The organism is Glaciecola petra (assembly GCF_031846345.1).
Classification (GTDB): domain Bacteria; phylum Pseudomonadota; class Gammaproteobacteria; order Enterobacterales; family Alteromonadaceae; genus Glaciecola; species Glaciecola petra.
This window is the reverse complement of record NZ_JAVRHX010000004.1, coordinates 94,874-116,449: the sequence shown is the minus strand read 5'-3', so window position 1 is coordinate 116,449 and position 21,576 is coordinate 94,874. Positions and strand designations below refer to the sequence as shown.

Sequence of the window (21,576 nt, the reverse complement as noted above, 5' to 3'; positions counted from 1 at the left end):
CTAACTCTTTCGCAAAGCCTGCATGAATTCAGATTCTTCAGGAACCTTAATCATGATCGGGCTTTGCGACACTATTTTATGCATAAAGCTTTCAGGCAAATTACCTGTAAATTTGATAATTTTATCATTTTGCAAAAACACGTATTGAGTACTAAAAACAGGATCATCGTTTGGATTGAGCGCAATGCTTAATTTGTAGCCCTCAGTAACTTCTCCATTTATGTGAATACTGGTTTTTTCTACGTCAGATATCGAATAATCATCAATGTTGGCTTGTTTGATTATTTGATTAATGTGCTCAGCTTCAGAATGCAGTTCTATTTTGAGTGGCCTTGTTTTTTCGAGCTTGGCATTTCTCGGCTCCAGATTGATATTACTTAAGCTTGCTGTATTGCTATGTTTAAACGGCGAGATAGGGAATACATTGATATCAATAATGGCATCTGAAAATTCCGGATGGCTATAACGGCTTATACTTCCTTGCATTGGGTCTCGATATAAAGCGCTTTCGCGTAATGTAAATTCACCAATACTTGAGGGGACTTGCAACATGTTTGTATAATCGCTGGCTTTAAGCTTTTTATATATAGTTGTAGCCTCAAGCACATGTTCCGCTTGAATAAAGCCAAGCCATTCGCTCAGGATTGACGTTGCAGTTTCAATGATATCGTTTGGATTGTTAATGGCATCGCTATCCAAATTCTTCGCTATGACCAAGTCATTTAAAGGAATATCACGCCAAGTAGTTGTAATTTCAAATATTAATTCTGGTGCGGTATCGGTATGTACAATTGCGGTAGCGATTAATACCTCGTACTCCGATAAGCTAAGGGCAGACTGTAATTCATCAACATTACTCATCTGCAGACTAGCACGTTGTAACTCATCACTCTGTAATACGTTTAAGTTACAGCTTATTTTTTCGCACTGCCGTTGTAGATTGTTGCTAGTATAAGCGGCAAAAATAGGCATAGCTGTGTCTGTTGCTTTACTATAAGCAGGGTTTGCTATAAGTGACGCAGAAACGGCGATAAAACCACTCATCAGCAAGCTAAAAAGAGGCACAGAAGTTGTCAAAAAAGACCTTGAACGCACTTTTAATAGATTTAAGTGCTTAGTAATAGAGAATAAACGTACCACAACACATCCAATGTATTTTATCGTTTCAATCGCCAAACAGTACCAAAGTAGTATAGTTATATCAAGTGGTACTTAAGTGCTAAAATATATACCTAATAATTCAAATTAGCCTTTTTTACTAACTGATAGCACTTTTGAATTGACGTCTCCGTCCACTAATTTGCTTAAAATGTTGTCACCAATCTTAATTGCATCAGTAGATTTAACCACTGTATCGTTTTGCATAGTAATACTGTAACCCCTTGCTAAAGTGGCTAATGGGCTAACAGTATTGAGAACGTCACTTACGCTAGCTAACGCATGTCGCTTAAGCGTAATCTGTTGCGAAGTTAACTTCTCTAAATTGTTTAGTTGAGCGTCAATATGCTTTTGAGCCGTTTGAATATGTGCTAGCGGTGAAGTTTGAGCCATTTTCTGATTTAGTAAACTCTGCTCACGTTTATCGGCGATTAATTTATTATTCATGCTTTGATGTAAACGCTGAGTCAACTCGTTTAATTTGCTATGTGTTTGCTTAATTCTGGTGTTGGGTTGCTGCGCATTAAGACGCTGAATCAAATAATCAAGATTTTGGTGTTGTTTTTTGATGCTCTTATTCGGATGTTGCTGCAAAAACCTTGAATATAGATAATCAAAAGACTGCGCCTGTTTTTGCACTAATTTTTGCGGGTGTTGGGCTTGGAGACGACTTGCACTGCTGTTGGCTACACTGCGTTTTGAGTCAAGCTGTTGCAGCAAGCTATTCATCAAACGTCGTTTAAGTTGATTGATACTGTGTTGCAAATTTTGCTTATCTTCACTGAGTAATTCAGCTGCGGCCGAAGGTGTCGCTGCTCTTAAATCCGCTACAAAATCAGCGATTGTGACGTCAACTTCGTGTCCTACCGCGGATACAGTAGGTAAAGCTGATGCGAAAATAGCTCTAGCAACAATCTCTTCATTAAAGGGCCATAAATCTTCCAGTGAGCCGCCACCCCGACCAACAACTAATACATCAACTTCATTGCGCTGGTTAGCCTTTTCTATTTGGGACACAATTGTTAACGCAGCGCCTTCACCTTGCACCATACTAGGATATAAGATGACTTCTACAGCAGGGTTGCGGCGCTGTAACACATGCAAAATATCGTGTACTGCTGCACCAGTTGCCGATGTGACTAAACCAATTTTTTTGACTACTTTAGGTAAGGTTTGTTTATTGTCTTGAGAAAACAGCCCTTCGTCTTGTAGTTGCAATTTCAAAGCTTCAAAGGCCTGTTTGAGTTGCCCAACACCTTCCGGTTCCATTTTTATGGCAATAAGCTGATAGTCACCACGTGCTTCATAAAGGCTAATATTTGCTCGGACAATGACTTTGTCGCCTTGTTTTGGCATAAAACTAACGCTTTGATTAGCGCCTTTAAACATGGCCGTGCGCACCTGTGCGCCTTGGTCTTTTAACGTAAAATACCAATGACCAGATGCCGCACGCGTAAAGTTTGATATTTCGCCACTCACCCATACTTGACCAATTTCGCTTTCAAGCACTTGCTTGGCGAAACGGTTAAGTTTTGTGACACTTATAATTTTCATTTCTTGTGGTACAGCGAACATAAAATGGCGTAATCAACTCGTTTATAGATTTATTTTGTCAACATAGCATATTTCTGGTTTACCTAGAAATGAAAAAACACTACAATTACGCCGCAATTAAGCCATCAATCAAGCCCCAAGCACACAGGTAAAATTGCATGTTACGCATTCTTAAAGAAGCACTTACCTTTGACGACGTACTTTTAGTACCGAGTCATTCAGAAGTATTGCCACATATGGCAAATCTCCAAACTAAATTAACGCGTGGTATAACGCTAAATATGCCCCTTATGTCTGCGGCTATGGACACCGTGACAGAAGCGCCCTTGGCCATTGCCTTAGCGCAAGAAGGCGGTATTGGGTTTATCCATAAAAATATGCCAGCCCAAACGCAAGCTGAGCATGTATTAAGAGTTAAAAAATACGAAAGTGGCATGGTCATCGACCCTGTAACCGTAAGTGCAGAAGACACTATCGGTAATACTATTGCTTTGAGTAAAAAGCTCGGTTACTCAGGTTTTCCGGTAGTCGATGAACTTAACAATTTAATTGGCATCGTAACGGGCCGTGATTTACGTTTCGAAAACCGTCTGGAAGAACCCGTCAGCAAAGTAATGACAAAAAAAGACAAGCTTGTTACGGTAACCGCAGACACAAGCCCTGATAAAGTTATGGACTTAATGCACGAATATCGGATAGAAAAAATCTTAGTGGTTAACGATGAATTTAGACTCGATGGTTTAATTACTGTTAAAGATTTCCAAAAGGCGAAAAGTAAACCTAATGCATGTAAAGATGCGCAAGGTCGATTACGTGTTGGTGCAGCTGTCAGCGTGGGCCCGGGTACAGATGAACGGATAAAATTATTAGTTGATGCTGGTGTTGACGTATTATTAATTGACACTTCACACGGGCACTCAAAAGGGGTTATTGATCGCGTTAAGCAAGTTAGAGATGCATATCCTGATGTTCAATTAATTGCTGGTAATGTCGCAACTGCAGGCGGTGCGTTAGCATTGGCTGAAGCGGGCGTTGATGCGGTAAAGGTAGGTATTGGCCCTGGTTCAATATGCACAACGCGTATTGTTACAGGTTGTGGTGTGCCACAAATCACGGCAGTATCTGACGCAGTTAGTGCTATTGATAAGCTTGGCGTGCCTGTTATTGCCGACGGTGGTATTCGTTTTTCAGGCGATATCGCTAAAGCTCTTGCTGCAGGGGCAAGTTCGGTTATGGTAGGCAGTATGCTTGCAGGTACAGAAGAAGCTCCCGGCGAGGTTGAGCTATATCAAGGTCGATACTATAAATCTTATAGAGGTATGGGTTCGTTAGGCGCCATGAATCAAAGTCATGGTTCATCCGACCGGTATTTTCAAGAAAGTAAAAATGCAGAAAAATTAGTGCCAGAAGGCATAGAGGGAAGAGTCGCATATAAGGGGCCTATAGCTAATATTATTCACCAACAATTAGGCGGTTTGCGCTCAGCTATGGGACTAACTGGTTGCGCGACCATAGACGATTTGCGCACTAAAGCTAATTTCGTCAAAGTGACTTCTGCTGGTATGGGCGAGTCACATGTGCACGATGTGAGTATTACAAAAGAAGCTCCCAACTACCGATTAGGTTAATTTTACAATGACCAGAGCAGCCTTGGCTGCTCTTCTTTTTTTAGACTAGGAAAACCTTAATGTCAGTCAATATTCATAGCCAAAAAATCTTAATTCTTGATTTTGGATCGCAGTACACTCAACTCATTGCCCGACGCGTTCGTGAAATAGGCGTGTATTGTGAGTTGTGGGCATGGGACGTTGACGAAAAGCATATTAGAGATTTCGCTCCAGACGGCATCATTTTATCAGGTGGACCCGAGTCAGTGACCGAAGTTAATTCACCGAGAGCCCCCCAGTATGTATTCAATGCAGGTGTTCCTATATTAGGAATTTGTTATGGCATGCAAACAATGGCACATCAATTAGGCGGCAAAGTGCAAGGCTCAAATATAAGAGAGTTTGGCTATGCGCAAGTAGAATTATTAAATGCTACGTTATTGTTTGATAAAATCGAAGATGAAGTGAATAGTAAGGGCAATGCGCTGCTCGACGTATGGATGAGCCATGGTGATAAAGTGGAACAGATACCGCCTGGTTTTGAAACCATTGCGCAAACTCCCAGTTGTCCACACGCCGCTATGGCTAATCATGACCAACGTTTTTATGGTGTACAGTTTCATCCCGAGGTCACTCATACAAAACAAGGCTTACGTATTCTTGAGCATTTTGTAATGCAAATCTGTGGCTGTGAAGCGCTATGGACGGCTGATTCAATTATTGAAGATGCAGTTGCTCGCATCAAAGACAAAGTCGGTGATGACGAAGTGATATTGGGTTTGTCTGGTGGAGTAGATTCATCGGTAACCGCTATGCTTTTGCATCAAGCAATCGGCAAACAATTGACTTGTGTATTTGTTGATAACGGTTTGTTGAGACTCAACGAAGGTCAGCAAGTTATGGATATGTTTGGTGATCATTTTGGCCTAAATATTATTAAGGTAGATGCTGAAGATCGCTTTTTACAAGCTCTTAAGGGTGAAGTTGATCCTGAGAAAAAACGAAAGATTATTGGCAATCAGTTTGTTTACGTATTTGATGAAGAGGCTAACAAACTGGTCAATGCAAAATGGTTAGCACAAGGCACTATTTATCCCGATGTAATAGAATCAGCGGGCTCTAAAACAGGAAAGGCGCATGTTATCAAGTCCCATCATAATGTCGGAGGTTTGCCAGAGCATATGAAAATGGGATTGGTTGAGCCTTTGCGCGAGTTGTTCAAAGATGAAGTTCGTAAAATTGGCTTAGCACTTGGATTACCATATGACATGCTATACCGTCATCCATTTCCTGGGCCGGGTTTGGGCGTTCGTGTATTGGGTGAAATTAAAAAAGAATATTGCGACTTATTGCGTAAGGCCGACGCAATATTCATTGAAGAGTTACACAAAGCTGAGCTTTACCATAAAGTTAGCCAAGCATTTACCGTATTTTTACCAGTACGTTCGGTGGGTGTAATGGGTGACATGCGCAAATACGATTGGGTGGTGTCGGTAAGGGCTGTTGAAACTATAGACTTTATGACAGCGCGCTGGGCCCATCTTCCTTATGAGTTTTTGGGTAAGGTATCTAACCGTATTATTAACGAAGTAGACGGAATATCTAGAGTCGTTTATGACATCTCGGGCAAGCCCCCAGCCACTATTGAGTGGGAATAAGGGCTATATCCATAGATTTTAGACTTATAAAAACCTAAGTTGCACACCCATACTAAAACGTTGTTGATGCCGGTTGTAGTCAATTAAAGAGTCACCGTAACCGTTAAAGTATTGAATTAAAAAATCATAGCGTTCGTTAATTGGATAGGTGAAATCAAGCTCTATACCGCTGCGATTATCTTTGAATGATAGGTTATTACGAATACGGCTCACAACATTTACCTTACCTAGTTTTATGCCAAAACCTAATTCGATGCGGCCGTAATAGTCGTTAATATCTGGGTTGTCATCACCAAGTGGATCTAACAACGAGGTTTTGTCTTCTTCTGGCAGGCGATACCACGTTTTCAGATAATAAGCCGTATTTTCATCACTAAAAAGAGCAGTAGCAACAATGCGATTCCAACTCCGTGATTTCAAACCATCTTGCCCGTTAGATTGATGATTTATGCCCACTCTAAGTAAATTAAACTTGTAGCCTAACAAGGATAGATTCGCATTCCATTGGTAAAACACTTCTGGTTCGTAATTAGTTTCTCTAAACGGTTTGGAGGTTTCAGAATTATAAAGTTGCCAAAAAGATACTGCGGTAAAGCCAAAATAGATGCCAGAGGCATCATCTTGTTGCAACCAAAGTGGTGTTTTCACACTTATTTGATATTTTGCTTCTAAGTTATCAATTTGTTCGGCACCAACGCCATCTAGGGTAATATTATTCGGATCGGTGACATAACTGATTGGTAAGATATAGTTTGGCCGGTGCTGTGCTAACGAAAATAGATTCTGATTCGCTTCTTTTTCGTTTTCTAGTTTTTCATCTAATAAAGACTCGGTAACAACATCTTCAGTTGTATTTTGTGCGGCTTCAGTTTGTGGCGTTTGAGAAACAACCGGAAAAGTAAATACTAGTAGGCAAGTCACTACTGCGATATTTTTAAAATCGTGAAGATTCACAAAAAGGTCCTTATTATTATTTTATTAACGACCTATATTTTACATGAATTTGGCACAAGTTTTATAGTTTTAAGACTAAGCCTTCACTTGCGCCCATGCATGTTGTTGTTCCCCCGCCAATTTCTATTATAAGCTTGGCATGGTCCACTATTTCATCAACCATGTCGTCAGTGCGTTCTGGATCGTGACTATATAGTGCTAAGCGCTTTACATCAGCCGCTAAAGCCAGCTTTATTGCTTCTTCAGCCACCGAGTGACCCCAACCTGATTTGGCGGGCATATCTTGAACAACATATTGGGCATCGTGGATCAAAAGGTCAGCTCCTTTTACTAACTCGGCAAATTCCTGAAAGTCGGTATTCTTAGCATAAGGCGGGTACAATTCGTTGTCTGTAACGTAAGCAAGTTTAAAGTTTTTATATTCGATGGTATAGCAACTGCCTCCGCCGGGGTGGTTCATGCCTAAACGCTTGATTTTAGCCTGATTAATGTTCCATCTAGTTTGTTTTGCATTAACTATTTGTATATTTGCATTGATCGCTTCTTTTGGGACTGGGAAAAAACTACCAGACATTTGTTCTAAAAAGGCCTCGGGGCGATCTTCTTCGGTGTCCCCAGGCGTCACAAAAATCTCTCTTTTTGGCTGATAGATAGGCGCGAAAAAAGGAAAGCCTTGTATGTGATCCCAATGGTTATGCGACAAAATTATATGGATAGGGGTGTTTTTTTGAATCAGCTCTTTACCTAGCAAGCGTATACCTGTACCAGCATCTAATACAATATCAGTACCATCGTCTAACTCAACATGCACGCAGGCGGTATTACCACCGTATTTAATAAAGGCTTGTCCAGGAGTAGGAATAGAACCACGCACACCATAAAATGTTATTTGCAAAAGACTTATTACCTGTTTTATTGCGCATATTGGTCAACAACGGCGACTAATAAATTTAATAGCTTTTTATTGTATCGACCACTTCGTCAATAGCTATCACGGTTTTCTCGTTACTTCGTCTATTTTTTATTTCTACTTGTTGGTTATCGAGGTTCCGCTCACCTACTACAATGCTATAAGGAACGCCAATAAGTTCCATATCGGCAAACATTACGCCAGGGCGTTCTTTACGGTCATCAAACAAAACTTCTATGTTGGCGTCACTCAAAGCACTATACAAAGACTCTGCAACTTCTTTAACTCTGTGTGACTTATGCATATTCATAGGAATGATAACAACTTTAAAAGGCGCAATAGCGTCGGGCCAAATTATGCCGAATTTGTCATGGTTTTGTTCAATTGCGGCGGCTACAATGCGGGTCACACCAATGCCATAACAACCCATTTGCAGCACTTCGTGTTTACCGGTTTCGGTGAGCACACCGCAATTCATGGCTTTTGAGTACTTGTCGCCCAGTTGGAATATATGCCCAACTTCAATGCCTTTGCGAATTTCCAAATTACCTTTACCACATGGTGATGGGTCACCTGCAACAACCTCACGTATATCAGCAATTTCAAACTCGCCTACATCACGTTGCCAGTTTGCACCGGTGTAATGGGTATTATTTTGGTTGGCACCACACACAAAATCGGCACAGGCAGCAGCGCTAGCGTCGACTATAAGTGGCACTCTTGCTTGCACAGGGCCCAAACAACCGATGCTTGCGCCGGTTGCAGTGACTACTTCGTCAGCATTGGCAAACTCTAACGGGCTTGCAACCCAAGCATGTTTACTCGCCTTAATATCATTTAAGCTATGGTCTCCGCGCACAATCAACGCAACTAAGTCTGTGGCAACTTCGTCACTTGCTTTAACCAATAGTGTTTTCACAGTTTTTGCTGGCTCGATAGATAACAATTCACATACTTCTTGTATCGTGCTCGCTGAGCCAGTATCCACACTTTGTAAATCTTGCGTAGCTTCTGGACTTGTTTCTAATGTTATGGCTTCAGCTAATTCTACGTTGGCGGCATAGTCAGACTGGTTGCTAAACGCAATGTCGTCTTCACCTGATTCAGCTAACACATGAAACTCGTGTGATACTGCACCACCAATTGAGCCGGAGTCAGCAATAACAGGACGGTATTCAAGCCCAATACGTTCAAAAATATTACAATAGGCTTTATGCATTAATTGGTAGGTAGAATCTAAGCACTCATTACTTAAATGGAACGAATAGGCGTCTTTCATGATAAATTCGCGCCCGCGCATGATACCAAAGCGAGGTCTGACTTCGTCTCTAAATTTAGTTTGTATTTGATACAGGTTCAAAGGCAATTGTTTATAACTATTTACCTCATTGCTAACCAATGCGGTAACAACTTCTTCATGGGTAGGGCCCAATACAAAATCACGATCATGCCTGTCTTTTATGCGCAATAATTCTGGGCCGTACTCTTCCCAACGACCAGATTCTTGCCATAAATCAGCAGGTTGCACTACCGGCATATTGATCTCTATCGCTCCGGCTTTGTTCATCTCGTCACGCACAATGTGCGCTACTTTGTTTAACACTCTAAGGCCTGTGGGTAACCAGTTATACATGCCGGCTGCGACTTTACGAACCATGCCAGCACGCAGCATTAGTTGGTGACTGATGACTTCTGCATCGCTAGGAACTTCTTTTTGTGTAGCTAATAAATACTGTGATGTGCGCATATAAATTGAGTGTGAATAATAACCAAATAATGAATGCCTTAATGGTAGCAGTCTACGCTTAATTACAGAAGATAAAAGTTTGTAGAAATGCGGATTTTCAATGCATTAAACAATGAAAAGTAGAACATTTTTTCATACTTGGGTAGGCGATAATCTTATTTAGGGCCCAACACCTACAATCTCTCTTAGTGCTTTAACATGCGCCTCAAACTGCTGACGTCCTTCTTCTGTGATTGAAAACCACGTGCAAGGTCGTCCGTTTCTAGTACGTTTAATCTGCGCGATATATCCAGCGCCTACCAATGCCTTCATATGCTTTGACAACACCGAATCACTAACATTTAATTGTAATTTAACCGCTTTAAATTCCATTTCGGCAGTGACAACTAATAAGGCGCATATTTGTAAACGATTTGGCGCGTGTATTAATTCATTAAAACCCGAGAGTCCCATTATTTTGTCTTCGCGTCTACAAAATCCGCACTTGGGTATTTGTATTGCAATGTGCCAAATACTATTGCCGATAAAAGTGCTACTGCGTAGGATGCGTTTGTATAGCCTGCGTCCACTAAACTTTGTCCACCCTGCATTGCTATAACCGTGAAAAGAATTACCGCCCAAAATATCCACTTGCCTCTGCTGGTGTTTGGGAAAACGCGTAATTTAATACCACGCTTTTTTAAAACCAAGTAGCGTATAAAACAAAGTCCAAATAGAAATAACAGAATGTAACCAGACATGTCATTCCAAAATTCATTGATGTTTTCCATACTATTAGCAAAAAACAAGCTCGAAAGAGTAATGATAAGCAAGATATTGAACCAAACAGGTCCGTTATAGCTAGCGGCTACATTGGTATTAATCTCTTCTATCGCTTGTAATCCATCTATAGCCTCTTTTTTGTGATCTGACTTAATGGTGTTCATGCAAAGCTTCCTTTTTTATTTATCGCTAAATTTTGATATTAAAATCATAAACGATACTTTCCATCATGGCAAGTAATAATTTTCCATTGCGGCAAGTGATAATTTTCCACTATGGAAAGTTATAGGTGCTTGGCTTGTTAAACAACATCAAACTATGTGGTATTTAGCCCTATAACTCACATATAAAGACCCTATGTTTCTCTAAAAGTGGAATTTCTGACTCAACTACCGAGTTTTGATTTATACTCATTTACTCTATTTACAATACAGGTGCTTACGTTTTGAAGTCAGCTATTCTTATTACAGGAGTATCCACTGGAATTGGTTTTGCCACTGCCAAATATTTTCTCGATACAGCAAACTGGCAGGTTTATGGCAGCGTTCGGAAAAAAGGAGATGCTAATGCTTTATCTACTAGCGAACTTTTCCACGAACTTGTTTTTGATGTAACTGATGCCAAAGCAAAGCTAAATGCGATTAACAGTATTGCGGCAAATGGTCACGATTTAACCATATTGGTTAATAACGCAGGCATTGCGCCTTCGGGCCCACTCGAAGTCATGCCAAGAAATGATATTCGTGAACAATTTGAAGTGAATGTTTTTGGCGCGCTAGAGACAATACAAGATGCTTTACCACAATTGCATGCCTCACGAGAAAAACACCCAGATATCCCCATTCGTATTATTAATGTAAGTAGTGTTTCTTCCATACTCACTAGCCCGTTTACAAGCCTATATTCAGCAAGTAAAGCATCTTTAGAGTGTTTAACTGACGGCTTTCGAAGAGAACTAATGCCATTCAATATTGATTGCGTGAGCGTTGCACCGGGGCCGGTAAAAACTCCCATTTGGGAAAAAGCGATGACGCGGGAACATATTTACGCAGACACAAAATATGCTTTTGTACTTGAAAAGCTTGAAAGTTATATTAAAAACACAGAAACCCAAGCTATATCAGCAAACGAAGTGGCCAGTACCATTTATCATGCTGCTATTGCGGAAAAACCAAAGACCTTCCATTTGTTGATGAAAAAGAAGTGGTTGATAGCTATTTTGCGTCGCTTACCTTCGCGTTTGTTTGATAAATTGGTATGGAAAAGTATCAACGGCGAAAAGCGCTATTGACCTGCAGAAGTAACAAAGCGGTTATTTAAGATTCAGCCTCAAGAATAGCAATACTTATGCCGTGTAAATAATGGCTTAACATTACTTTATTATTTTAATGTTTGTCACTAATATGCTGGGGGCTTGTGAATTGCTGTTATTCTGGTTAGCTAATACTTGCCAATGTACATCTGAGTTATACAGAGCGAGGTGATATACTTTGTTATCTGCCTGTTGTTGTTTATATGCGGGACGTGGGTCTTGTTCTAAAACACTGACTAAAAGAGGTAAATAGTCAGCGTGTTGTGTAGAGAGTCTATCAAGCGTATCGTAAACGCTATCTGCAAAGTTAACTTTTAAACTAGTAGTTGGTTTTTCCTCAGCATAACCCGCTTGTGCTGTATTCTCGATATCTGCATACGGTAAATAGGGTTTGATATCGAGTATGGGTGTATTATTTAACAAATCAACGCCGCTAACATGCAATTCCTTATCTTCAAACCCTAAATTTTTCACCAATGACATGCCAATTGCATTAGGTCTAAAGGTGCTACGCGTGGCAAAAACGCCCATTTTTTTATTACCCCCTAAACGCGGTGGCCGAACTTTACTTTTATATCCTTGTGCTAAGTTGTCATGAAATACAAAGAGTATCCACAAGTGTGAAAATGCATCTATACCATCTAATGCTTGCATCACATCAATGTGTGGTAAAAATTTTATTTTTCCTTTTGCAATGCTCAAGCCATTGCCTTGTCTAGGGATAGCAAATTTTTGTGAAAATGGTGTCTGTATGTTTGCAATGGCTTGCATCTGATATTGCAAAATAATTTTCCTTTATGGTGTGTATGGATTATGAGTATCCAATGACATTTATCTTGAGTTTAGCATTTTATAAAATTGATGATGAAAAACATGCAAATTGTTTATGTTAAATATTGAAATGTGCGATAATTATCCCAATTATTTACGGAAGAATATATCAGTAAAGGACAATGATGATTTCGGTTAGTAATCTTAAGCGCGATTTTGGCAAGCAAGTCGTGGTAGATGATTTATCTTTTGAAGTGAAACCAGGTGATGTAGTGGGGTTTTTGGGGCCAAATGGTGCCGGAAAATCCACTACAATGAAGATGCTGACTGGATTTTTGACGCCAAGTTCCGGTGCTATAAAAATAGCTGGGCAAGATATCAAAACCCATACAAAAGCTATCCAACAGAAAATTGGCTATTTGCCAGAAGGTGCGCCTGCTTATGGCGACATGACAGTTTATCAGTTCTTGAAATTTATCACGCAAGTAAGGAAAATACCAAAGGCAAGGGCTCAACAGAGAATTGCTTACGTCAGTGAACAAGTTGCGTTAAATGAAGTGATGGACACAAGCATTGATACGCTTTCAAAAGGATTCAAGCGAAGAGTAGGGCTCGCTCAAGCTATTATCCATGATCCAGATATACTCATTTTAGATGAGCCGACGGACGGTTTGGATCCTAATCAGAAGCATCAAGTACGTAAATTAATAAAAAATCTGTCCAAAGACAAAATAGTGATTATTTCTACGCACATTCTTGAAGAAGTGACCGCGGTGTGCAATAGAGCCATTATCATTGCGCAGGGCAAATTAAAATTTGATGGAACACCAGAGGAACTGCAAAAAAGATCTGCTTACCACAATGCTGTGACCATTAAATTGAGCTACTTGTCCGATATTAGCGGCTTGCTTGAAATTGACGGTGTTATTGACATTAAACATAACAAAGAAACACAACGTGTCACTATATTTCCTGAGCCAGGTAAAACAATTCTTAGTCAAGTCTCTGCACATGTTCAAGAAGTGAAACTACCTGTTGATATGATTTTTCCAGAGCAAGGTAGACTTGACGATGTATTTAGAGAAATTACACAAACTAGTCAAGGAGAGGTATTGTGAGTGTAGTATGGACAATATTCAAACGGGAATTTGCTAGTTTTTTCGCAACGCCTGTCGCGTATATTTTCATTTTAATATTCTTAGTTATGTCAGGTGTGTTTACGTTTATGTTTGGAGGTTTTTACGAACGTGGTCAAGCCGATTTATTGAGTTTTTTCAATTTCCATCCTTGGCTATATTTATTCCTGGTGCCTGCTATTGCTATGCGAACTTGGTCTGAAGAACGAAAAACTGGGAGTATTGAATTGCTAATGACATTGCCCGTGAATACCATGCAAATAGTGCTGGGTAAGTTTTTCGCGGCATGGGCAATTTTGGGCTTATGTCTTATGTTAACCGGTGGTTTATGGCTTAGTGTTAATTTTTTAGGAGATCCAGACAACGGTATCATTGCGGCTGCTTATATTGGGTCTTGGTTGATGTCGGGCGCTTTTTTAGCGGTCGGGCAATGCATGTCAGCGACTACTAGAAATCAAGTGGTTGCCTTTATCTTGGCGGCAGTGTTTAGTTTCATGCTAGTACTAGCCGGCTCTGCGATAATAACCACTTTGTTTCAGTCTTGGGCGTCTAATGCGGTGCTTGATACGATATCTGCCTTGAGTTTTTTAAGTCATTTTGAAAACATGGCGAAAGGCGTGCTATCCCTCGAAGATGTTTTGTTTTATGTACTTAGCATCTGCGCTTGGTTGTACGCTAGTTATCTCATTATTAGTCAGAAAAAGGCGAATTAATTATGTTTAAGACTTTTTCTCACATGTTTAGCTTATGTATTGTCGCTTGTATATTTATACTAGCTGTTTATATCAATAACAGTGTTTTTAAAGGAATAGGTTTAGACCTAACCGAACAAAAAGTGTATTCGTTGTCTCTGGGTACCAAGACCTTACTTAGTGAAATTGAAGAGCCAGTTAATCTTTATTTTTTCTTTTCAGATACTAATTCGACTGGAATGACGAGAATAAGAGATTATGCGGCCCGCGTAAAAAGTATGCTCGAGGAATACGAGCGCATTTCAGATGGAAAAATCAGCTTAGAGATTATTGATCCTCAGCCGTTTTCGGAAGCTGAAGATAAAGCCGCGACATTTGGTCTAAGTGGTGCATCTGCAGGTGCTGCACAAGATACGATTTATTTTGGCTTAGCGGGCACTAATTCAATCGACGACGTTAAAGTTATTGGCTTTTTTGACCCTCAAAAAGAGTCATTTTTAGAATATGACATTAGTAATTTAGTTTATCAATTAAGTTTAAGCGAACCGGTCCAATTAACGCTTATCACCGACATCAATTTAGCGGGCGGGCAAAACCCGATGACTGGCCAGATGACTCAAGCGAATGTGTTATATCAGCAATTGCAGGAATTTTTTGAAGTCGAATTATTGAGCAATTCGGCAAGTGAAGTCCCAGAAAATACCGAAGTGTTGATGCTATTGCATCCTCAAAATTTATCGCAACCACTGCTTTATTCTATCGACCAATATTTGATGTCGGGTGGCAAAACCATGGTGCTTGTAGATCCGCATTTTGAATCAGATGAACTTGCTATGATGGGCACACAAGGGGTGAATCAATCATCTTTACCATTGCTAGAAAGTTACGGTATTGTGAGTCATACAAACAAGGCTGTGCTTGACGGTAAAACAGGCTTGGAAATTCGCGACAACCAAGGCAATATTGTGCGCCATCTTGGATATTTGGGACTCACAAAAGAACAAATTAACGACCAAGATATTACAACAGCCGATTTAGACAGTATCAATGGCGCCTCTTTTGGGTATTTGCAAAAGAAACCAAACAGTAAGGTTAGACAAAGTCCACTTTTATTGTCTTCAAAAGAAAGTGGATTGGTAGATGCAGAAGAATATATATCTGTTAGAAATGCAAAAGACTATGGTAAGCTTTTTGAGAATAAAAACACGGCTAGAGTATTAGCCGCGAGGTACTCAGGACAGGCAAACTCGCACTTTACTGAGCTTGAACTCACTGACGCTAATATGAAAAACCAGAACTTTATTGCGTCTACAAATCAGCTAAATTTAGTAGTCTTCGCCGATGTTGATATTACGGCCGACCGTTTTTGGGTGCAGCAAAGTAATTTTTTTGGTCAAACAGTATTTTCTCCCTTTGCAAATAACGGCGATATGCTCATCAATATGCTAGAAAACTTAGGTGGGAGCGAGGGCTTAATAGGTATTCGTAGCCGAGGTACGTATGCTCGTCCTTTCGAAAAAGTACAAGAACTTAAAGCGCAAGCAGAGGAACGATTTAGAGAGCAAGAGCAACGTTTGCAATCGCAATTAGAGCAAACTGAAGCGCAATTGACCCAAATACAGAGTCAGTTTGACAGTGTGACTTTTTCAACCGAGCAAGAGCAGGCAATAGAGCAATTTACGCAACAAAAAATTGAGATTAGAAAGTCACTTCGCGATGTGCAATTTCAATTGAATAAAGATATTAATTTTTTGGGTAATTGGTTGAAAATTATTAATATCGTTTTGTTGCCGTTAATAATCGTATTTTTCTTGTTCATATTTGTAAAGTTAGTCCGCAGGAAATCACCCCCTATATGCGCCGAAGTTGATTAACAACTGCGTTGAGTTGTTTGAAAATTAGAGTTTATGAAACATGCAAAAACACGTTAGTTTTTTATTATTAATATTGGTCGTTTTAGGTGCAATTGCATTTTTTATACATGACCAAGAAGACCTTAAGCGAGCATCATCTAGTAAGTCAGGTGCTTTATTGCTTGAAGACAAGTTACTGAGTAACACTACTCCTATCCCGCTAAGTATCGAATTAATCAACGCTAGGGGTGTGTTGTTAATGACTAATCTGAGTGATATCTCCAGTGATGAAGGCAAAATAACAAGTGCTCACCTTAATACATTGATACAACCGGAATCAAAGCGTTTGGAGCTTCTTGAGTATCCAATAATAAAGGAGCGTGTTGCGGCGCTCGTTCGGTCATTGCTGCAAACAAAAATTATTGAACCAAAGAGTGCGCGAGCAGAACATCAAGTTAATTTGAGTTTACTCGACCCTACAACTACTCAAGACCCATTCTCCACTCCTCAAGATATTATGACACAAGATAGTGGTATCGGAACATTACTTACTTTGCGTTTTGCAGAACCTAATAAGACAATATCCCTTGTTATTGGGAAGCAAGCAGAACGAATTAAAGGGCAGTATGTTCGTTTTGCAAACAGTCAACAAATGTACTTAGTTGATCAACAATTCTCTCTACCGACAAATAAGTTTGCCTGGCTAGAACAACAGTTATTGGATCTTAGTCTGAATGATATTTTAAAAATACGAAGAGAAGGTCCAAATCAATGGCAAATTGACGTCAATGCAGGCGACACTAGCTTGGTAAACCTGCAACAAGGTGAGGCTTTAAAATATAGCAATGTGCTGGCTGAATATGCGAACACTCTTAATACGCTTCAATTTGAGTCCCTTTTGCCATACACCAAAGCAGTATGGGATAACTTTGAACTAGTGCTCATTTTGCAAGTTACTACTCAATTAGGGCAAACACACGGAGTGCGGATTGCTACAGCAAAGAACGATACAGACAACCAAGATAGTAAATCGCAGTCTTCCGCACGATATTATGCAAGATTTAATGCTGAAGGCGAATATGCCCACCTAAATAATTGGATTTATCAGATTTCGGCAAATCAAGCACAAGCATTATTGAAAATAAGATCAGATTTTATAGCGCCATCTCAATAAAGGCCTGTTTAAGGCTGTGATTCAACGACCTGATTTCTGCCATTATTTTTACCAACATACAATGCTTGGTCAGCGCTTTTTATTAATGCTTCTGTATTGGTTGAAGCACTCAACGGCTCATGCTGCCAACCAATTATGACTTTAAGGGGTACAGGCTTACCCTCTTCAGTGACAACTTCAATTTGTTCGACACTGGCACGTATTTTCTCAGCAATTGGAGCGACATGTTCACGTTTGATATCAGTCAGCACAATTAAAAACTCCTCACCTCCATACCTAGCCACTATATCGAGTTTATCTCTCACCACTTTACTAATACAATCTGCCAGAACGATTAAACACTTATCTCCTATTAAATGCCCATGGGTATCATTTATCTGCTTAAATTTATCAATATCAATCATTAGTAAAGCAATTGCATTATTTGCATTACTTTCGTTTTGCAAATAGCTTTCTAGTGAACCGATCGCGCCGCGGCGGTTATTAATACCTGTCAAACCATCTTGATACGCTTGTATAACTAATATAACTTATCAGAGATATTTTTTAAAAAAGTCAGCACCAAGTTTTTCGGTATGTGCAATATTACGTTCTGGAATGGCTTCTGGTGATGCTGTCGTTGCTAGAGCTTTGGTAATATCTTGTTCTCGAAGAATGTGAATAATCGGGCAGGGCGACCTGTTAGTAAAATGGCTATTACTGTTTGTAGGTTCTGCATCAAACACATATTTGGGGTGAAAGCTTGCTAATTGAAAAATGCCTTCAAAGCCAAGTTCTTCAAGCAATGCTTGTGCTGCGTCGACTAAATCTAAGTAGTGAAAAAAATCTTCATAACCATGTTCGAGCGCAAGCAATGTTGTGTCAATATCCGGGTTGTTAGTTAAATAACTTAGTTGCTCTGCGACAATCTCCAGTGTGGTTTCATGGCTTTTCGCTTTACTTACATATAGAAAAATTTTGTCTTGATGTCTTGGTTTTTTAGCAAAAGGACAAAGTTGCTCGCCTATTACTACTTCGTCAAGCCAACGCCATATTTTGTTTTCTAACATATGGGCTACTTACTTTGACACTTGTTGGTGTGTAGCGCTATGAAATTCGATATAAGCTTCTAGTGTATTTTCAATTAAACTTGCAACAGTCATGGGGCCGACGCCGCCTGGTACAGGTGTTATCCAATCAGCCCGCTCTTTGGCGATATTAAATTCTACATCACCAGTTAAACTGCCATCTTCTAAACGATTGATGCCAACATCGATAACGATGGCGCCTTCTTTTATCCAGTCGCCAGGAATAAAATTAGGTTTGCCGACAGCAACAACTAGTAAATCAGCATTTTGTACATGACTTTGCAAATTATTGGTGAATTTATGACAGGTCGTGACGGTGCAACCAGCGAGTAAGAGCTCAAGACCCATTGGGCGTCCCACTATATTTGAGGCGCCTACAATTACCGCGTTTAGGCCTTTGATACGGCGCTTAGTAGCGTCTATCATGGTTATAATACCTTTCGGTGTACATGGCCTTAAGGCTGGCATCCGTTGTGCTAAACGACCTATATTGTACGGATGAAAACCATCAACATCTTTTTGTGGATGTATACGTTCTAATATGACGTCGGCATTTAAGCCTGCAGGCAAAGGCAATTGAACTAAAATCCCGTCAATCTCGTCATCTGCATTAAGCGTATCGATAAGTGCTATTAATTCTTCATGGCTTGTATTAGCAGATAAATTAAATTCTTTTGATAACAAACCAACTTCTGCACATGCTTTAGTTTTGTTGGCAACATAAACTTGTGAAGCCGGATTAGCGCCTACTAGCACTACAGCTAACCCTGGTATACGCTTGTTAGCTTCTTTGATAGAGTCAATATGTACCGCAATATCGTTGCGAACTTGTTGTGCAATTTTTTTACCGTCGATAAGTTTGGCAGTCATTAACCTGTCACATCTTTTCATTATTTCTGTGCCGCAAGTGTAAGCAAATTTGGCCAAAAAAACTATCAGTAGTGTACAAAAAGCCGAAACAAGAGACGGAAAACTGCTCGCTTTTTCAGCAAGGCAAAAAAAAGCACTGGCTAAGTCAAAAAGTGTTTGACGATATAGGGTAGAGTCGGTAATATGCGCCCCCCGTAGCGATGAGCAATCGTTACAGATAAAGTTTCATTTTAATATGAAGTAAATCGGTGAGTGGCGCAGCTTGGTAGCGCACTTGGTTTGGGTCCAAGGGGTCGTAGGTTCGAATCCTATCTCACCGACCATTTTTGCTTTTACGATTCGATGAGCGTCCGTAGCTCAGCTGGATAGAGCACCCGCCTTCTAAGCGGGTGGTCGCAGGTTCGAATCCTGCCGGACGCGCCATGCTCGGCATGATACGCAAACATCTTGGCAAAAATGAACATAAAAGGTAAACAGTGGTGGGCGTAGCTCAGTTGGTAGAGCCCCGGATTGTGATTCCGGTTGTCGTGGGTTCAAATCCCATCGTCCACCCCACTCCTTATTTCTTATGCGGAAGTGGTGGAATTGGTAGACACGCTGGATTTAGGTTCCAGTGCCGCGAGGCGTGAGAGTTCAAGTCTCTCCTTCCGCACCATCAAATAGTACAACTACGGTGAGTGGCGCAGCTTGGTAGCGCACTTGGTTTGGGTCCAAGGGGTCGTAGGTTCGAATCCTATCTCACCGACCATTCACTGTAATATGCCAATATCTTTTATAATCTACATTTTTTTGTCGATTAGCGAGTATAACTGCTCGACTCTCAATGAATCACTCTGTATAATCTGGCGTCTTTTTTAATCACCAGTACCTTTATTAATTTATAGGTGCCACCCATAATTAGCTGTGAAAACAGCATTATGATTGATTTCGCAACGCGTACAATACGCATAGTTGAGGTAGAAAAATGCAAGTGTCAGTCGAGACGACTCAGGGTCTAGAACGCCGTCTTACTATAACCGTTCCAGCCGAATCAGTTGATTCAGCGGTAAAATCACGTTTACAACAATTAGCAAAAACACAACGTATTAACGGTTTTCGTCCTGGAAAAGTGCCAGTAAGTGTAATTAAAAAGCGTTTTGGCGCAGCAGTTCGTCAAGAAGTTTCTGGCGATGTTATGCAGCAAAATTTTTATCAAGCAATTATGCAAGAAAAAATAAACCCTGCGGGCATGCCTAACTTTGAATTAAGCAAGGACGTTGACGGTGAAGACTTAGTTTTTGTCGCGACCTTTGAAATTTATCCAGAAGTCGAAGTAAAAGGACTTGATAAGTTAAAAATAGAAAAACAAGTAGTGACCATTGCAGACAAAGATCTTAACGAAATGATGAAGACTTTGCAGACACAGCACGCTACCTTTAAAGAAACGAAACGTAAAATTAAGAAAGGCGATAAGGTCACAATGAACTTTGTCGGCAGCATCGATGGCGAAGAGTTTGATGGCGGAAAAGCAGACGATTTCCCATTGGAAATAGGTAAAGGCCAAATGATTCCAGGGTTTGAGGATCCTATCATTGGCGCTAAAGCCGGTGAAGACGTAGTTGCCGAAGTGACTTTCCCTGAAGACTATCATGCGGAAGCATTGAAAGGAAAAGAAGCAAAATTCGAAATTAAAATCACTAAGGTAGAAGGCATGAACCTTCCGAAAGTTGATGAAGAATTTGCTAAGTTGTTTGGTGTTGAGGAAGGCGGTGTAGACGCTCTAAAAGAAGAAGTTAAGAAAAATATGCAACGCGAGTTAGACCAAACATTAAAAACTAGTGCCAAAGAAGCGGTTATTGAAGCTTTGTTAAGTGCTAATGAAATTGATGTACCTAAAGCGCTGTTAGATCAAGAAGTGAATGCTTTGAGAGAACAGGCTAAGCAACGATTTGCAGAGCAAGGTAACACAGAAAATTTACCTGAGTTACCAGACGATATGTTTACAGCAAACGCTCAGCGCAGAGTTGCGGTTGGTTTGTTAATTGGACAAATCATTAAAGAGAATAAAATTGAAGCCGAAGAAAGTCGTGTTGACGCATTAATCGAGACAACGGCCTCAGCATATGAAGATCCAAGCGAAGTTATTGAATATTATAAAAGCAATAACGAGTTACTTCAGCAAATTCAAAATCTTGCACTTGAAGAACAAGCAATCGATACCATATTAGATAAAGCAAAAGTCAAAGAAGTGAAAAAATCATTTGACGAAGTTATGAACAAAAAGGCGTAAATTTTTACGAATTGATTGACTTCACAGCTTATCAACTGATTAAATGCTCGGACTATCCGGGCATTTTTTTTAACTAAAAAAG

19 protein-coding genes and 5 tRNA genes are annotated in these 21,576 nt (G+C 40.1%); 13 read left to right on the top strand and 11 right to left on the bottom strand.

Going from position 1 to position 21,576, the window contains the following annotated elements; translation table 11 throughout:
• The gene (locus RM552_RS13480; RefSeq protein WP_311369381.1) at nt 1-1,077 is read right to left on the bottom strand and encodes a hypothetical protein; all 1,077 of its coding nucleotides are present in this window, start codon (nt 1,075-1,077) and stop codon (nt 1-3) included.
• A gap of 168 nt (nt 1,078-1,245) precedes the next feature.
• On the bottom strand, nt 1,246-2,733 hold the full coding sequence (gene xseA, locus RM552_RS13475; protein ID WP_432277226.1) for an exodeoxyribonuclease VII large subunit: 1,488 nt from the start codon (nt 2,731-2,733) through the stop codon (nt 1,246-1,248).
• Nucleotides 2,734-2,870: 137 nt separating this feature from the next.
• On the opposite strand from xseA, the gene guaB reads away from it, so the two are divergent.
• Entirely contained in the window at nt 2,871-4,340 is a 1,470-nt protein-coding gene (gene guaB, locus RM552_RS13470) for an IMP dehydrogenase (protein ID WP_311369379.1), read from the top strand.
• 59 nt (nt 4,341-4,399) lie between these two features.
• The gene (gene guaA, locus RM552_RS13465) at nt 4,400-5,977 is read left to right on the top strand and encodes a glutamine-hydrolyzing GMP synthase (protein ID WP_311369378.1); all 1,578 of its coding nucleotides are present in this window, start codon (nt 4,400-4,402) and stop codon (nt 5,975-5,977) included.
• Nucleotides 5,978-6,001: 24 nt separating this feature from the next.
• Here guaA and RM552_RS13460 read toward each other — a convergent pair whose 3' ends face one another.
• From RM552_RS13460 to RM552_RS13440, 5 genes are all read right to left on the bottom strand, one after another.
• On the bottom strand, nt 6,002-6,931 hold the full coding sequence (locus RM552_RS13460; protein ID WP_311369377.1) for a phospholipase A: 930 nt from the start codon (nt 6,929-6,931) through the stop codon (nt 6,002-6,004).
• 61 nt (nt 6,932-6,992) lie between these two features.
• Nucleotides 6,993-7,826 carry an MBL fold metallo-hydrolase gene (locus RM552_RS13455; protein ID WP_311369376.1) on the bottom strand — a complete coding sequence of 278 codons (834 nt, stop codon included), beginning with the start codon at nt 7,824-7,826 and terminating at the stop codon, nt 6,993-6,995.
• Nucleotides 7,827-7,881: 55 nt separating this feature from the next.
• Nucleotides 7,882-9,588 carry a proline--tRNA ligase gene (locus RM552_RS13450; RefSeq protein WP_311369375.1) on the bottom strand — a complete coding sequence of 569 codons (1,707 nt, stop codon included), beginning with the start codon at nt 9,586-9,588 and terminating at the stop codon, nt 7,882-7,884.
• A gap of 159 nt (nt 9,589-9,747) precedes the next feature.
• Nucleotides 9,748-10,041, bottom strand: a complete 294-nt coding sequence (locus RM552_RS13445; RefSeq protein WP_311369374.1) for a winged helix-turn-helix domain-containing protein — start codon at nt 10,039-10,041, stop codon at nt 9,748-9,750.
• A complete protein-coding gene (locus RM552_RS13440; protein WP_311369373.1) occupies nt 10,041-10,514 on the bottom strand; it encodes a hypothetical protein in 474 nt (157 codons plus the stop codon). The genes RM552_RS13445 and RM552_RS13440 overlap by 1 nt, the downstream gene beginning before the upstream one ends.
• A 281-nt stretch (nt 10,515-10,795) precedes the next feature.
• Between RM552_RS13440 and RM552_RS13435 the strand changes: the two genes are divergently transcribed.
• Nucleotides 10,796-11,641, top strand: a complete 846-nt coding sequence (locus RM552_RS13435; RefSeq protein ID WP_311369372.1) for an SDR family NAD(P)-dependent oxidoreductase — start codon at nt 10,796-10,798, stop codon at nt 11,639-11,641.
• An 81-nt stretch (nt 11,642-11,722) separates the two neighbouring features.
• Here RM552_RS13435 and tsaA read toward each other — a convergent pair whose 3' ends face one another.
• Nucleotides 11,723-12,445 carry a tRNA (N6-threonylcarbamoyladenosine(37)-N6)-methyltransferase TrmO gene (gene tsaA / locus RM552_RS13430; RefSeq protein WP_432277225.1) on the bottom strand — a complete coding sequence of 241 codons (723 nt, stop codon included), beginning with the start codon at nt 12,443-12,445 and terminating at the stop codon, nt 11,723-11,725.
• 173 nt (nt 12,446-12,618) lie between these two features.
• Between tsaA and RM552_RS13425 the strand changes: the two genes are divergently transcribed.
• The 4 genes from RM552_RS13425 to RM552_RS13410 are packed head-to-tail and all read left to right on the top strand — an operon-like array spanning nt 12,619 to nt 17,288.
• Nucleotides 12,619-13,551 carry an ABC transporter ATP-binding protein gene (locus RM552_RS13425; protein ID WP_311369553.1) on the top strand — a complete coding sequence of 311 codons (933 nt, stop codon included), beginning with the start codon at nt 12,619-12,621 and terminating at the stop codon, nt 13,549-13,551.
• The gene (locus tag RM552_RS13420) at nt 13,548-14,282 is read left to right on the top strand and encodes an ABC transporter permease subunit (RefSeq protein WP_311369371.1); all 735 of its coding nucleotides are present in this window, start codon (nt 13,548-13,550) and stop codon (nt 14,280-14,282) included. Before RM552_RS13425 ends, RM552_RS13420 begins: the two co-directional genes overlap by 4 nt.
• A 2-nt stretch (nt 14,283-14,284) precedes the next feature.
• Nucleotides 14,285-16,135, top strand: a complete 1,851-nt coding sequence (locus RM552_RS13415; RefSeq protein WP_311369370.1) for a Gldg family protein — start codon at nt 14,285-14,287, stop codon at nt 16,133-16,135.
• A 40-nt stretch (nt 16,136-16,175) separates the two neighbouring features.
• Nucleotides 16,176-17,288, top strand: a complete 1,113-nt coding sequence (locus RM552_RS13410) for a DUF4340 domain-containing protein (RefSeq protein WP_311369369.1) — start codon at nt 16,176-16,178, stop codon at nt 17,286-17,288.
• Nucleotides 17,289-17,296: 8 nt separating this feature from the next.
• Here RM552_RS13410 and RM552_RS13405 read toward each other — a convergent pair whose 3' ends face one another.
• The 3 genes from RM552_RS13405 to folD are packed head-to-tail and all read right to left on the bottom strand — an operon-like array spanning nt 17,297 to nt 19,225.
• Nucleotides 17,297-17,806, bottom strand: a complete 510-nt coding sequence (locus RM552_RS13405; RefSeq protein ID WP_311369552.1) for a GGDEF domain-containing protein — start codon at nt 17,804-17,806, stop codon at nt 17,297-17,299.
• A 15-nt stretch (nt 17,807-17,821) separates the two neighbouring features.
• Entirely contained in the window at nt 17,822-18,337 is a 516-nt protein-coding gene (locus RM552_RS13400) for a DUF1415 domain-containing protein (protein WP_311369368.1), read from the bottom strand.
• A gap of 9 nt (nt 18,338-18,346) precedes the next feature.
• Nucleotides 18,347-19,225 carry a bifunctional methylenetetrahydrofolate dehydrogenase/methenyltetrahydrofolate cyclohydrolase FolD gene (gene folD / locus RM552_RS13395; protein ID WP_311369551.1) on the bottom strand — a complete coding sequence of 293 codons (879 nt, stop codon included), beginning with the start codon at nt 19,223-19,225 and terminating at the stop codon, nt 18,347-18,349.
• A 246-nt stretch (nt 19,226-19,471) separates the two neighbouring features.
• On the opposite strand from folD, the gene RM552_RS13390 reads away from it, so the two are divergent.
• From RM552_RS13390 to tig, 6 genes are all read left to right on the top strand, one after another.
• Nucleotides 19,472-19,548 (top strand) — tRNA-Pro (locus RM552_RS13390).
• A gap of 23 nt (nt 19,549-19,571) precedes the next feature.
• A tRNA-Arg gene (locus tag RM552_RS13385) sits at nt 19,572-19,648 on the top strand.
• A 56-nt stretch (nt 19,649-19,704) separates the two neighbouring features.
• Nucleotides 19,705-19,780: transfer RNA gene (locus tag RM552_RS13380), tRNA-His, on the top strand.
• Nucleotides 19,781-19,795: 15 nt separating this feature from the next.
• A tRNA-Leu gene (locus RM552_RS13375) sits at nt 19,796-19,880 on the top strand.
• A gap of 16 nt (nt 19,881-19,896) precedes the next feature.
• Nucleotides 19,897-19,973, top strand: a tRNA-Pro gene (locus RM552_RS13370).
• Nucleotides 19,974-20,189: 216 nt separating this feature from the next.
• Nucleotides 20,190-21,494: a trigger factor gene (gene tig, locus RM552_RS13365; RefSeq protein ID WP_311369367.1), complete on the top strand. Its 1,305-nt coding sequence runs from the start codon at nt 20,190-20,192 to the stop codon at nt 21,492-21,494.
• Nucleotides 21,495-21,576: the final 82 nt, after the last annotated feature.

Coding starts and splice junctions, on each gene's coding strand:
- folD (WP_311369551.1), bottom strand. CDS start 19,225: ATGACTGCCAAACTTATCGACGGTAAAAAAATTGCACAACAAGTTCGC.
- RM552_RS13425 (WP_311369553.1), top strand. CDS start 12,619: ATGATTTCGGTTAGTAATCTTAAGCGCGATTTTGGCAAGCAAGTCGTG.
- RM552_RS13440 (WP_311369373.1), bottom strand. CDS start 10,514: ATGAACACCATTAAGTCAGATCACAAAAAAGAGGCTATAGATGGATTA.
- RM552_RS13415 (WP_311369370.1), top strand. CDS start 14,285: ATGTTTAAGACTTTTTCTCACATGTTTAGCTTATGTATTGTCGCTTGT.
- RM552_RS13450 (WP_311369375.1), bottom strand. CDS start 9,588: ATGCGCACATCACAGTATTTATTAGCTACACAAAAAGAAGTTCCTAGC.
- tig (WP_311369367.1), top strand. CDS start 20,190: ATGCAAGTGTCAGTCGAGACGACTCAGGGTCTAGAACGCCGTCTTACT.
- xseA (WP_432277226.1), bottom strand. CDS start 2,733: ATGTTCGCTGTACCACAAGAAATGAAAATTATAAGTGTCACAAAACTT.
- RM552_RS13400 (WP_311369368.1), bottom strand. CDS start 18,337: ATGTTAGAAAACAAAATATGGCGTTGGCTTGACGAAGTAGTAATAGGC.
- RM552_RS13445 (WP_311369374.1), bottom strand. CDS start 10,041: ATGGGACTCTCGGGTTTTAATGAATTAATACACGCGCCAAATCGTTTA.
- guaB (WP_311369379.1), top strand. CDS start 2,871: ATGTTACGCATTCTTAAAGAAGCACTTACCTTTGACGACGTACTTTTA.
- guaA (WP_311369378.1), top strand. CDS start 4,400: ATGTCAGTCAATATTCATAGCCAAAAAATCTTAATTCTTGATTTTGGA.
- RM552_RS13410 (WP_311369369.1), top strand. CDS start 16,176: ATGCAAAAACACGTTAGTTTTTTATTATTAATATTGGTCGTTTTAGGT.